Here is a 10,851-nt window from a genome sequence, read left to right as displayed (position 1 = left end):
ACGTTGGCCAMGGTCGATCTACTCATACTGGACGATTGGGGGCTTGCTCCTATGAATGCCGAGGATGTTCGGGACCTGCTGGAAATCATTGATGACCGGGTAAACCAAAGGGCCACGCTGATTACCAGCCAGCTCCCGGTGAATCATTGGCACGAATATCTGGGCGAGCCTACCGTGGCCGATGCGGTACTGGACCGACTGCTGCAGAGTGCTCACCGACTGGAGCTGAAGGGGGACTCCCTGCGTCGTCACCGTGATGGACGCGACACCCCTAAAGTTGACGCATCGTGACCACCTGGGGATAAAATGGCGGTGACCAGAATGTACGCTTTTCGGGGGTGCCCACGATCAGCGGAATCACTGCCCACGATCGCCGGAATGCGCACTCAGGTGCGGGATGCAGTGCACTGCCATTTTGAGGACGCGCTCTATTCATTGGATAATATCGCCCTGCTAATAAGTCGGGCGTGGATTGAAACATGTGGTTCTGGGCGCCCGACACCAGATTGGATGGCTCTAGTTTGTCGTAAATGATCCAGGGTATCCTGCACGGAGGTAACCCGATCGGTATCACTCCGAGATTGTATGTCTATCAACTTGATTTTTATATTATTTTCATGCAACTTAAGCATATTAAGGCTTCGCGTAAGCTTTCGTTCCATTGGACTTCAGACATCATTCATGTTGCGTCGTATCTTATGTATGCTTAGTCATACATTGAGCACGGAGGTGCATCATGTCGTCTGTATTGACTATCAGAGCGCCAGAAGCTGTTCAGCATGATTTGGAATCGTTGGCGGAAATGACCGGACGTAGCCGGTCCTGGTTGGCTATGGAGGCCATCAAAGAGTACCTGGAAGGGGAGCAATGGCAGGCACCCCAGATTCATGTTGGGCTTGCAGAAGCAGATGCCGAAGATTTTTCCAGCACAGAGGAGGTTGCGGCTGTGTTCGATAAATGGGCTTCGCGTGCAGATTAAGTTTTTTCGTAACGCTTTGCGTGACCTTGGTGATGAAGCGGCATTAGTCAGCTATTTCCAGGCGACGTTCAATACGGTCCAATCTTTCCCGAATTCTGTCAATACTGTGTCGGTCATGGATAACTTCAGCATAATTACCCGCTTCGTCACGGGCAATGCGGGTAAGCCCTGTCTCTATGCCGCCTAATCTCGCCAAGATTTCGTGGTCACGCTCACGGGCGGCATCCAGCTCAGCCCGGATTTTTCTGAGTTGTTCCAGTACCAAATTGTCTTCCATTTCGCGCACCCTATGTCTGATTCACTCTAAATTATGGAATCTACAAAGAGAAAAGACAATGCGATGCCTCGCAGTAGTTCCTGTTTACTGTTCCCCGTCATCCTTCTTCCGGAAACTCTCCTCTGCCGCATCCATTTCGTCGGCAGCACTGCGATCAGGGGTTTCATCTTCTTCTGTATTTTCCTCGGCAGGCTGACGTGTCCGGATGCGTCCTGCAAAGAACAGGCCCAGCTCGAAGAGCATATACATGGGGATGAGGAGCAGTACCATGGACATGACATCGGGGGGGCTGAGGACGGCTGAGGCGATGGCGCAGACTAAAAACGCATAGCGCCGACTCCGCCGCAAGGTCGCAACCTGAAGAATACCTACGCGTACCAGAACAACAATCAAAATAGGAATTTGAAAAGCCAGACCAAAGGCCAGGGAAAACTTGACGATCAGGGACAAATAGCTGTCCACTTTCGGCATGGCGGTGATATCTGAACCGGAAAAACTGGTAAAAAAACGAAACGCATTGGGAAACACCACAAAATAGGCAAAGAGCATTCCGCCAATAAACAGAAATATCGAGGCGAAAATGAGGGGGAAAAATGCTTTGCGCTCGTGTTCATATAAGCCCGGAGCCAGAAAAGCCCAGAATTGATAAAGTACCACAGGTAGTGCCAGCACAAACCCCGAAATCAGGGACAGCTGCACATAGGTGAGAAATACTTCAGGAAGGCTGGTGTAGATCAGGTGACTGCCTTTGGGCAGAACTGCAATCAGGGGGGCAGCAAGAATATTATAAATGGTTTTGGAAAAGGGATAGGAAACGAGAAAACCAACAAAAATGGCGATGACGGATACCAGTACCCGGCGACGCAGTTCCAGCAAATGACCAATAAAAGTGTTCTCCGCCAATTTCTCCATGTTTAAGCAATTTCCTCAGGCGGAATACATAAAAAAATGTGTGTGCAAGCATCCAGGCAGTATGGAGGGATAGAAGGCATACAGGGAAAAGTGAAAATAACTACTCCATCAGCAGTAGGGAACCGTCATCAATGCAGGCGATCTTCTGGTCCAGGCAGGTCATCTGAATGTATGGCCGAAGGAACGACATCAATGTCGAGTTCCGTTTGTCTTGGCCCGCTTTCTTGTGGAGGGGATGCTTCGGAAGCAAGCTCATTGGCACGGGTTTCCCGAAGCGACGCGGAAGCGGTTATGTCACCCGGTAAAATTTCCTCACTGGCATAATCCCTTAACTTGTCTGCTTCCTTGCGCAAATCGTCCAGCAAAAGCTGCTGCTCTACTTCAGAACGCAGACCATTCATGGTACGGCGCATGGCACCGTACCACTTGCCTGCAGCTCGAGCCATTTCAGGCATTTTTTCCGGGCCGACAACCAGCAGAACAATAATACCCAGAAGTGCCAGTTCGCCAAAGCTGAAATCAAACATGCAGGATCAACGATTAACGGTTTCGTGCTCTTTACTGGGCTGAACGCTGGCATCAATGGTATGACCGATGCTCGCATCCTTTTTCTCTTCTTCCTCTTCCTTGACGGCAGAACGGAAGCTTTTGATTGCAGAACCCAGATCCGAGCCGACATTTCTTAGCTTTGCGGTGCCGAACAGGGCTACAACAATCAATAAAATAATAACCAGATGCCAGATACTAAAAGCGCCCATCACTGCTCTCCTTGCCCCGAAGGGGCTATGCGCTACAACCTAACTCTTTGACCATAGAAAAAAAATTCTGTTGCGTCAAGCCAGCGGACGGCGTGCAGCTTTTTCATCCAGGCCGGAAATTCCTTCGCGTTTCGCCAGTTCAGCGAGGACATCATCGATATGCAAATCCTGTTCCTCCAGAGCCACCATCAGGTGAAACAGCAGGTCGGCTGCCTCGGCAATAATCGGTTTTTTCTCATGATTTTTGCAGGCCAGCACAAATTCGGTGGCTTCTTCGCCCACTTTTTTCAGGATCCGGTCCTGGCCGCCATGGAGCAGTTGCGCGACGTAGGACTGGCTGGGATCAGCCTGCCGACGTTGATGCAAGGTACTCTGCAGGCTGTCGAGAATGCTGCCTGGAGGCGGTGTTAGGTGCTGCCAGCCCTCGGCACCGGGTGCTCCCTGAAAAAAGCAGGTGGCTTCGCCGGTATGGCAGGCTGGCCCTTCCTGGATAACCCGCATCAGCAGCGTGTCGCCGTCACAATCCAGGCGCAGATCGACCAGATGCTGAAAATGGCCGGAGCTTTCGCCCTTGCGCCAGAGGGCTTGCCGGGAACGTGACCAGTAGGTGCCCATCCCGTCCTGCAAAGTGGCTGTTAAGGCTTCGGCATTCATCCAGGCGAGCATCAGGACCCTGCCGCTGCGGGCATCCTGGGCAATGGCCGGAACCAGGCCATCGGCATTCCAGCGTACGGCTGCCAGAAGAGCGTTGTACTGGTTATCACCCATTGCCGCTATAACCCCCCGAAGTATGTGTCGTTATTGATTACGCAATATGCCTGATGCTGGATGCACATCCGGCGTTTTCAGATGCTTTCCCGAATGGGAATACCCACTTTGACCATTTCGGCTTTGACTTCGGCAATGCGAAACTGCCCAAAATGAAAGACGCTGGCGGCCAGCACGGCGTCGGCATGACCCTGCACAATGCCTTCGGCAAAATGTTCAATGGCACCGACGCCACCTGAAGCGATGACCGGAACCGGAACCGCATCACTGACAGCGCGGGTCAGCTCCAGATCAAATCCCAGGCCGGTTCCGTCCCGATCCATACTGGTCAGCAGGATTTCTCCGGCTCCATAGTCCGCCATCTGCTGCGCCCAGGTGATGGCGTTGAGACCCGTGGAATGGCGGCCTCCATGGGTGAATACCTCCCAGTGGTCATCGACGCGTTTGGCATCAATAGCGACCACGATGCAGGAGTTGCCAAAACGCCGGGCCGCCGCACGCACCAGTTCTGGTTCCTTGACGGCCGCACTATTGATGCTGACTTTGTCCGCACCTGCCAGCAGCAGGGTGCGGATGTCTTCGACGCTGCGCACCCCGCCACCGACGGTCAGAGGGATGAATACCTGGGCAGCAACTGCCGAAACCACCTCTGCCAGGGTGCCCCTTTGTTCATAACTGGCCGAAATATCGAGAAAAGTCAGCTCGTCAGCGCCTTCGTCGTTGTAGCGTTTGGCCACTTCTACCGGGTCGCCGGCATCGCGCAGGGCGACGAACTGGACCCCTTTGACGACGCGGCCATGGTCAATATCCAGACAGGGTATGATGCGCCTGGAAAGCATGGCCCTAAGCCTCGGCCCGGGCGCGGGCACTGGCAAAGTCCAGTGTTCCTTCATAAATCGCCCGTCCAGTGATGGCACCCATTACTCCGTCGCCTTCGTGAGTTTTGAGCGCCAGGACCTGGTCGAGGTCGGCAATGCCTCCCGAGGCGATGACCGGGACCGGGACGGCCTGCGCCAGTGCTACCGTGGCGGGTATATTGGGTCCACTCAACATGCCGTCGCGGCTGATATCAGTGTAAATAATGGCTTCAATGCCATCAGCAGCAAAATGTTGGGCAAGATCCACGGGATCGTGGCGGGAAAGCTTGGACCAGCCTTCGGTGGCTACCTTGCCATCCCGGGCGTCAATGCCGACCATGATGTGGCCGGGGAAGCTGACGGCTGCATCACGGACGAAGCCCGGCGCCTTGACGGCCTGGGTGCCGATAATGACATAGCGCACCCCCGCCTGGATGTAGGTTTCAATTTGTTCTTCGCTGCGGATGCCACCGCCAACCTGAATTTCCAGGTCTGGAAAACGTTCACAAATGGCCGCGATGGCTTTGGCATTGACCGGCTCACCCTGTACGGCTCCATCCAGATCAACAATATGCAGACGTTTTGCGCCACCATCTACCCAGCGCTGGGCTGTGGCCACGGGATCATCAGAAAAAATGGTATGGTCTTCCATCCGTCCTTGGCGCAAGCGCACACAACTGCCGCCTTTGAGGTCGATGGCCGGAATCAACAGCATGACAACATCCTCCGTAAAAAAATTTTCAGCAAGATCAGCTCAGATGGCACATTGGGAGCCGCAATCTCCATCCCAGGCAAGAAAATTGCCGAGCAGGCGCAGGCCGGCGCTGCCACTTTTTTCCGGGTGGCATTGCATGGCAAAAAGGTTGTCCGCCGCGACTGCTGCACAGAAGGGAAAAGCGTAATCGCTGAAAGCCGCGAGGATTTCCGGGGCAGAAGGCTCCACGTAATACGAATGCACAAAATAAAATTGGGCATTTTGCGGAACACCGGCGAACAGCGGGTGATCCACCAGTTGATGCAACTCATTCCAGCCCATATGCGGGATTTTCAGGCGATGACCATCGGTGCTGTGCAGGGCTTCTTCGGGAAAGGGGATGACGCGGCCTGGCAGGAGGCCAAGACCCGCATGTTCGCCATGTTCTTCACTGCTGTCCATCAGCATCTGCATGCCCAGACAGATGCCCAGAAAGGGGCGGGTCTGGGCAGCCACCCGGACAAAATCGCTGAGTTCGCGCGCTTCCAATGCCGCCATACAATCCCCAAAGGCACCAACACCGGGGAAAATAATGCGATCCGTAGTAGCCAGTTCACTCACCTGATCACTGACAACGGCTTTACCGCCCAGGTATTCCACGGCCTTGGCTACGGAATAGAGGTTCCCCATCCCGTAATCAATAATGCCCACCCTGGTACCGTTCATAGGCTCAAGGTTCCTTTGGTACTGGGGATATTACCGGCCATGCGTGGGTCGGGGCTGACTGCCATGCGCAGGGCGCGACCACAGGCCTTGAACAGGGTTTCAGCAATGTGGTGGGTATTACGGCCGCGCAAGGCATCCAGATGCAGGGTGAGCATGGCGTGGTTGACGAATCCCTGAAAAAACTCATGGAAAAGGTCCACGTCAAAGCCGCCAACCTGAGCACGCGGGAATTCTACGGCAAACACCAGACCCGGACGGCCGGACAGATCCACAACCACCCGCGACAGGGCTTCGTCCAGAGGCACATAAGCATGTCCATAGCGCTGGATGCCGGATTTGTCTCCCACTGCCCGGGCAAAAGCCTGACCCAGCGTGATGCCGATGTCCTCGACCGTATGATGGGCATCAATGTCGAGATCACCCTGAGCCTGAATGCTCAGATCAAAAAGCCCGTGACGCACAATCTGATGAATCATGTGGTCGAGAAAAGGAAGGCCGGTATGCAGATCCGCCTGTCCCGAGCCATCCAGATTGATCTGGACGCGAATCTGGGTTTCAAGAGTGTTTCTTTCGACTTCAGCTTGGCGCGGCTTCACAGTAATGACTCCAGTACGGAGAGAAAACGGCTGTTTTCGGCAGGTTTGCCGACACTTACCCGCAGATAGTCGCCGAGACGGGGGTGGCCTGTAAAGGCTTTGATCAATATCCCCCCGTTTTTCAGACCTGCGTAAATTTCTGCCGCTTTTCCGGGCGTATGAAAAAGCAGGAAATTGGCGGCACTGGGCCAGACTGCCAGACCCATGGCGGAGATGGCCTTGAACATTTTGTCTCGTTCGGCGCGCAGAATATCCGCCTGTTCATCAAGTACGGTACTGTGCTGGAGATAAAAGGCCGCGCTGCGCTGGGTCAATATGTTGATATTGTAGGGCAGACGTAATTTGTCCAGTTCCTGAATCCAGGGGGACGGCCCCGCCAGCATGCCGAGGCGGAGTCCTGCCAGACCTTCTTTGGAAAGCGTCCGCAACAGCAGCAGGTTGGGATATTGTCCGAGTCGCCCGGCAAATGTGGTTTGACTGAAGGCATGATAGGCTTCATCCACCACCACCAGACCGGGAGCCGCCTGGATGATGGCCAGCAGGTCGGCTTCCGGGAACAGGCTGCCGCTGGGGTTGTTGGGCCAGTCAAGAAACACGATGGCGGGCTGGTGTTCGGCGATGGCCCAGAGCATGGCGGGCAAATCCAGCTGAAATTCCGCATCCAGGGGCACGCCAGCGAAGGGTAGTCCCAGTTGCTCGGCGAGCAGGCGATACATGACGAAACTGGGATCAACCGCCATGATCGGCCGTCCTGTTCCGGCCACAGCGGTCACCAGAATCTGAATAAGTTCATCGGAGCCGTTGCCCAGCATGAGTTCAATACCCGCAGGCAGGCCGATATGCTTTTTGAGGGCAGTAATCAGGCTGTCAGGATGGGGATCAGGATATCGGTTAATGGGGGCATCGCTCAGACTTTCCAGCCAGGCTTGGCGCAGCAGATCGGGGAGCCCATAGGGATTTTCCATGGCATCCAGCTTGATCAGGCCGATGCTGGGCGCGACTGCATAAGCTTTGCTGGCCAGCAGTTCCGGGCGCAGCAGAACTTCCATCAGCGTCCGGCTATTCATTTTTGCCGGTCCGTGACGCGACAGGCTGCAGAACGGGCATGGGCGGTCAGCCCTTCACCCAGAGCCAGACGCTCGGCCAGCTGGCCCAGAGTGTTGGCGCCAGCCGCACTGGCCTGAATGAGACTGCTGCGTTTGACGAAATCATAAACACCCAGCGACGAGGAAAACCGGGCACTGCCCCCGGTGGGCAGAACATGATTGGGTCCCGCTACATAATCACCCAGTGCCTCACAGCTGTGAATACCCATGAATATGGCGCCCGCATTATGAATGTCGGGCAGCCAGCTTTCCGGATCAGCTACTGCCAGCTCCAGATGCTCTGCGGCAATCCTGTTGGCGACCTCGCAGGCTTCGGCACGATCACGCACGCGGATGACCGCCCCACGATCCGCCCAGCTTTTACTGGCGATGGGGGCGCGGTCGAGCACGCTCAGAGCCTGATCCACGGCGGTGACTACAGCGTCAATGTGAGCGTCATCCCAACTGATGAAAATACTCTGGGCAATTTCATCGTGTTCTGCCTGAGACAGAAGATCCCAGGCCAGCCATTCTGCAGGCGCAGACCCATCACTAATTACCAGGATTTCGCTGGGGCCGGCAATCATGTCGATGCCTACCCGACCAAAAACCATACGCTTGGCCGTGGCGACATAAATATTGCCGGGACCGACGATTTTGTCGACGGCAGGAACGGTTTCGGTTCCATAAGCCAGTGCCGCAACGGCTTGGGCCCCACCCACGCAAAACACCCGATGCACCCCGGCAATGGCGGCAGCGGCCAATACCCAGGAGTTCACCTGACCTTTGGGGGTAGGGACAACCATGATGATCTCCTCAACTCCGGCCACGTGGGCAGGAATGGCGTTCATCAACACCGAACTGGGGTAGGCGGCCTTACCTCCGGGCACATAAATACCTACCCGGGACAAGGGCAAAATGCGTTGGCCGAGCCGGGTGCCATTGGCTTCGCTGAAACTCCAGCTCTCACTACGCTGATATTCGTGATAGGCGCGAATACGTTGGGCGGCTTCTTCCAGAGCTGCACGCTGCAACGGTTCGAGACTGTTTAAAGCCTTTTCCAGAGCCGTCCGGGGTATTTCCAGGTCAGCTGCAGAAGTTGTGCTCAAACCATCGAAGCGTTCGGTAAATTCCCGTAAGGCGGCATCACCCCGATCGCGCACAGCATGGACAATCTCCCTGACCCGGCCTTCCATCTGATCATCCAGATTGGCATCCCAATCATGCAGGGCATGAAACTGTCGGGTGAAATCGGGGTCGCGGGTGTCGAGACGATTCATGAGCGGACCTGTGCCTCCAGTTGGGTAATCAGCTGTTCAATGGCGCGGCGCTTGAGTTTCATGGCGGCACGATTGACTACCAGGCGGCTGGAAATCGGCATGATTTCCTCGACTTCGACGAGGCCGTTTTCCAGAAGTGTCCGACCACTGGAAACCAGGTCGACAATGCGATCCGCCAGTCCGACCAGCGGCGCCAGCTCCATGCTGCCGTATAATTTGATGATTTCGGTCTGTACCCCGCGACCATGAAAATACTCCCGGGTAATGTGCGGGTATTTGGTGGCAATACGCACCCGCTCCCAGCGTTGCGGGGCATCGGTGGCGGCCAGCGCCGCAGGCTCTGCCACGGACATGCGACATAGACCAATGCGCAAATCCAGCGGTTCATATAAATCCAGTCCTTCCTGTTCCAGCAGCACATCTTTTCCGGCAATACCAACATCGGCAGCACCCCAGGTCACATAGGTGGGGACATCGCTGGCACGAATCACCAGAAAACGCACTTGCGGATCGGTGCTGGGAATGATGAGTTTGCGCGATTCATCGGGATCTTCGGCCAGTTCGATGCCCGCACCGGCAAATAACGGAATGGCTTCCTGAAGAATACGGCCCTTGGACAGGGCGATGGTGATGCCGGTATTCATGATGTGCTCCTGAGACCACTATTGCTGATACGTCGAATATCCGCGCCAAGAGCGCCCAGTTTTTCTTCAATGACTTCGTAGCCACGATCAAGATGATAAATCCGGTCGATCAGGGTTTCCCCTTCAGCGACCAGACCAGCCAGAACCAGGCAGGCAGAGGCACGCAGATCGGTGGCCATGACCGGTGCGCCGCGCAACTTCGGAACGCCCCGGACTACCGCAGTTTTGCCATCGGCAGTGATTTCCGCCCCGAGGCGCTGCAATTCGGAAACATGCATGAAGCGATTTTCAAAAATCGTTTCCGTAATCACGCCGCTGCCTTCGGCAATACAGTTTAGGGCCATAAACTGCGCCTGCATGTCCGTTGGGAAGGCAGGAAAAGGGGCGGTACGAATATCCACGGCCTTGGGTCGCTGCTTCATGCGCAGGCGAATTAGATCAGCGCCGGTTGTCACCTCTGCCCCGGCTTCGCGTAATTTGAGGATGACGCTTTCCAAAAGACTGGCATCGGTGCGTTTGAGACAGACATCGCCCCCGGCCATGGCTGCGGCGACCAGATAGGTGCCGGTTTCAATGCGATCAGCCACCACGCTGTGTTCGGCACCATGTAATTCTTTGACGCCTTCTATCTCAATGACCGAAGTTCCCGCCCCGGAAATGTGCGCGCCCATGGCATTCAGGCAGCGGGCAAGATCCACAATTTCGGGCTCGCGGGCCGCGTTTTCGAGCGTGGTGTGCCCCTCGGCCAGTGTCGCGGCCATGAGCAGGTTTTCGGTGCCGGTGACAGAAACAATTTCCATGACAATCCGGGTACCGATGAGTTTTGCCGCCCTGGCTTTGACAAAGCCGTTTTCCACCGTGATTTCCGCGCCCAGGGCCTGCAAACCGCTCAGATGGACACTGACGGGACGACTGCCAATAGCGCAGCCGCCCGGCAGGCTGACTTCAGCAGAACCATGGCGGGCGAGGAGTGGGCCGAGCACCAGAATGGATGCCCGCATGGTTTTTACCAGTTCGTAGGGAGCCACCAGCGAGTGTACCGGCCGGGGATCCACTTCGATACCGAGTTGACCGTCCACCAGGACTCTGGCTCCGAGGGTGCTGAGGAGTTCCAGGGTAGTGGTAATGTCCCGGAGATGAGGGATATTACGGAGCTGTACGGGTTCTTTTGCCAGCAAGGTGGCAGCGAGGCAGGGCAGCGCCGCATTTTTGGCCCCGGAAATCCGTAGTTCGCCACGCAGGGGGCCATTACCACGCAGCAGCAGTTTATCCATA

At 55.6% G+C, this 10,851-nt stretch carries 15 protein-coding genes; 2 read left to right on the top strand and 13 right to left on the bottom strand.

What is annotated here, in order from left to right:
* Both H7F11_RS10590 and H7F11_RS10585 read left to right on the top strand, forming a co-directional pair.
* On the top strand, positions 1–291 hold a 291-nt coding region (locus tag H7F11_RS10590), incomplete at its 5' end, for an ATP-binding protein (protein WP_193658138.1).
* A gap of 445 nt (positions 292–736) precedes the next feature.
* Positions 737–979, top strand: a complete 243-nt coding sequence (locus tag H7F11_RS10585) for a CopG family ribbon-helix-helix protein (protein WP_193651176.1) — start codon at positions 737–739, stop codon at positions 977–979.
* 43 nt (positions 980–1,022) lie between these two features.
* Here H7F11_RS10585 and H7F11_RS10580 read toward each other — a convergent pair whose 3' ends face one another.
* The 13 genes from H7F11_RS10580 to murA all read right to left on the bottom strand — a co-directional run bounded on the left by H7F11_RS10580 (position 1,023) and on the right by murA (position 10,850).
* Positions 1,023–1,256, bottom strand: coding sequence for a hypothetical protein (locus H7F11_RS10580; protein ID WP_193651177.1), 234 nt, complete (start codon positions 1,254–1,256; stop codon positions 1,023–1,025).
* A gap of 84 nt (positions 1,257–1,340) precedes the next feature.
* Positions 1,341–2,168 carry a twin-arginine translocase subunit TatC gene (gene tatC / locus H7F11_RS10575; protein WP_193651178.1) on the bottom strand — a complete coding sequence of 276 codons (828 nt, stop codon included), beginning with the start codon at positions 2,166–2,168 and terminating at the stop codon, positions 1,341–1,343.
* A gap of 128 nt (positions 2,169–2,296) precedes the next feature.
* Positions 2,297–2,695: a Sec-independent protein translocase protein TatB gene (tatB, locus tag H7F11_RS10570; RefSeq protein WP_193651179.1), complete on the bottom strand. Its 399-nt coding sequence runs from the start codon at positions 2,693–2,695 to the stop codon at positions 2,297–2,299.
* Between the two features lie 6 nt (positions 2,696–2,701).
* Positions 2,702–2,926, bottom strand: coding sequence for a Sec-independent protein translocase subunit TatA (tatA, locus tag H7F11_RS10565; RefSeq protein ID WP_193651180.1), 225 nt, complete (start codon positions 2,924–2,926; stop codon positions 2,702–2,704).
* Between the two features lie 75 nt (positions 2,927–3,001).
* Entirely contained in the window at positions 3,002–3,694 is a 693-nt protein-coding gene (gene hisIE, locus H7F11_RS10560; RefSeq protein WP_193651181.1) for a bifunctional phosphoribosyl-AMP cyclohydrolase/phosphoribosyl-ATP diphosphatase HisIE, read from the bottom strand.
* A 77-nt stretch (positions 3,695–3,771) separates the two neighbouring features.
* Positions 3,772–4,533 (bottom strand): imidazole glycerol phosphate synthase subunit HisF, encoded by a 762-nt coding sequence (hisF, locus tag H7F11_RS10555; protein WP_193651182.1) that lies wholly within the window; start codon positions 4,531–4,533, stop codon positions 3,772–3,774.
* 4 nt (positions 4,534–4,537) lie between these two features.
* A complete protein-coding gene (gene hisA / locus H7F11_RS10550; RefSeq protein ID WP_193651183.1) occupies positions 4,538–5,266 on the bottom strand; it encodes a 1-(5-phosphoribosyl)-5-[(5-phosphoribosylamino)methylideneamino]imidazole-4-carboxamide isomerase in 729 nt (242 codons plus the stop codon).
* 39 nt (positions 5,267–5,305) lie between these two features.
* Positions 5,306–5,971 (bottom strand): imidazole glycerol phosphate synthase subunit HisH, encoded by a 666-nt coding sequence (gene hisH, locus H7F11_RS10545; RefSeq protein WP_193651184.1) that lies wholly within the window; start codon positions 5,969–5,971, stop codon positions 5,306–5,308.
* Complete coding sequence (hisB, locus tag H7F11_RS10540) at positions 5,968–6,567, bottom strand: imidazoleglycerol-phosphate dehydratase HisB (RefSeq protein WP_142089209.1); 600 nt, start codon at positions 6,565–6,567, stop codon at positions 5,968–5,970. Before hisB ends, hisH begins: the two co-directional genes overlap by 4 nt.
* Complete coding sequence (gene hisC, locus H7F11_RS10535) at positions 6,564–7,634, bottom strand: histidinol-phosphate transaminase (protein WP_193651185.1); 1,071 nt, start codon at positions 7,632–7,634, stop codon at positions 6,564–6,566. Before hisC ends, hisB begins: the two co-directional genes overlap by 4 nt.
* Positions 7,631–8,932 (bottom strand): histidinol dehydrogenase, encoded by a 1,302-nt coding sequence (hisD, locus tag H7F11_RS10530; protein WP_193651186.1) that lies wholly within the window; start codon positions 8,930–8,932, stop codon positions 7,631–7,633. Before hisD ends, hisC begins: the two co-directional genes overlap by 4 nt.
* On the bottom strand, positions 8,929–9,576 hold the full coding sequence (gene hisG, locus H7F11_RS10525; protein WP_193651187.1) for an ATP phosphoribosyltransferase: 648 nt from the start codon (positions 9,574–9,576) through the stop codon (positions 8,929–8,931). The genes hisD and hisG overlap by 4 nt, the downstream gene beginning before the upstream one ends.
* On the bottom strand, positions 9,573–10,850 hold the full coding sequence (gene murA, locus H7F11_RS10520; RefSeq protein WP_193651188.1) for a UDP-N-acetylglucosamine 1-carboxyvinyltransferase: 1,278 nt from the start codon (positions 10,848–10,850) through the stop codon (positions 9,573–9,575). Before murA ends, hisG begins: the two co-directional genes overlap by 4 nt.
* Position 10,851 lies beyond the last annotated feature (1 nt).

It is taken from the genome of Acidithiobacillus sp. HP-2 (assembly GCF_015100155.1).
GTDB lineage: Bacteria > Pseudomonadota > Gammaproteobacteria > Acidithiobacillales > Acidithiobacillaceae > Acidithiobacillus.
The sequence above is the reverse complement of the archived record's forward strand: the minus strand, read 5'-3'. Positions and strand labels throughout refer to the sequence as shown.

Coding starts and splice junctions, on each gene's coding strand:
- H7F11_RS10585 (WP_193651176.1), top strand. CDS start 737: ATGTCGTCTGTATTGACTATCAGAGCGCCAGAAGCTGTTCAGCATGAT.
- H7F11_RS10580 (WP_193651177.1), bottom strand. CDS start 1,256: ATGGAAGACAATTTGGTACTGGAACAACTCAGAAAAATCCGGGCTGAG.
- tatC (WP_193651178.1), bottom strand. CDS start 2,168: ATGGAGAAATTGGCGGAGAACACTTTTATTGGTCATTTGCTGGAACTG.
- tatB (WP_193651179.1), bottom strand. CDS start 2,695: ATGTTTGATTTCAGCTTTGGCGAACTGGCACTTCTGGGTATTATTGTT.
- tatA (WP_193651180.1), bottom strand. CDS start 2,926: ATGGGCGCTTTTAGTATCTGGCATCTGGTTATTATTTTATTGATTGTT.
- hisIE (WP_193651181.1), bottom strand. CDS start 3,694: ATGGGTGATAACCAGTACAACGCTCTTCTGGCAGCCGTACGCTGGAAT.
- hisF (WP_193651182.1), bottom strand. CDS start 4,533: ATGCTTTCCAGGCGCATCATACCCTGTCTGGATATTGACCATGGCCGC.
- hisA (WP_193651183.1), bottom strand. CDS start 5,266: ATGCTGTTGATTCCGGCCATCGACCTCAAAGGCGGCAGTTGTGTGCGC.
- hisH (WP_193651184.1), bottom strand. CDS start 5,971: ATGAACGGTACCAGGGTGGGCATTATTGATTACGGGATGGGGAACCTC.
- hisC (WP_193651185.1), bottom strand. CDS start 7,634: ATGAATAGCCGGACGCTGATGGAAGTTCTGCTGCGCCCGGAACTGCTG.
- hisD (WP_193651186.1), bottom strand. CDS start 8,932: ATGAATCGTCTCGACACCCGCGACCCCGATTTCACCCGACAGTTTCAT.
- hisG (WP_193651187.1), bottom strand. CDS start 9,576: ATGAATACCGGCATCACCATCGCCCTGTCCAAGGGCCGTATTCTTCAG.
- murA (WP_193651188.1), bottom strand. CDS start 10,850: ATGGATAAACTGCTGCTGCGTGGTAATGGCCCCCTGCGTGGCGAACTA.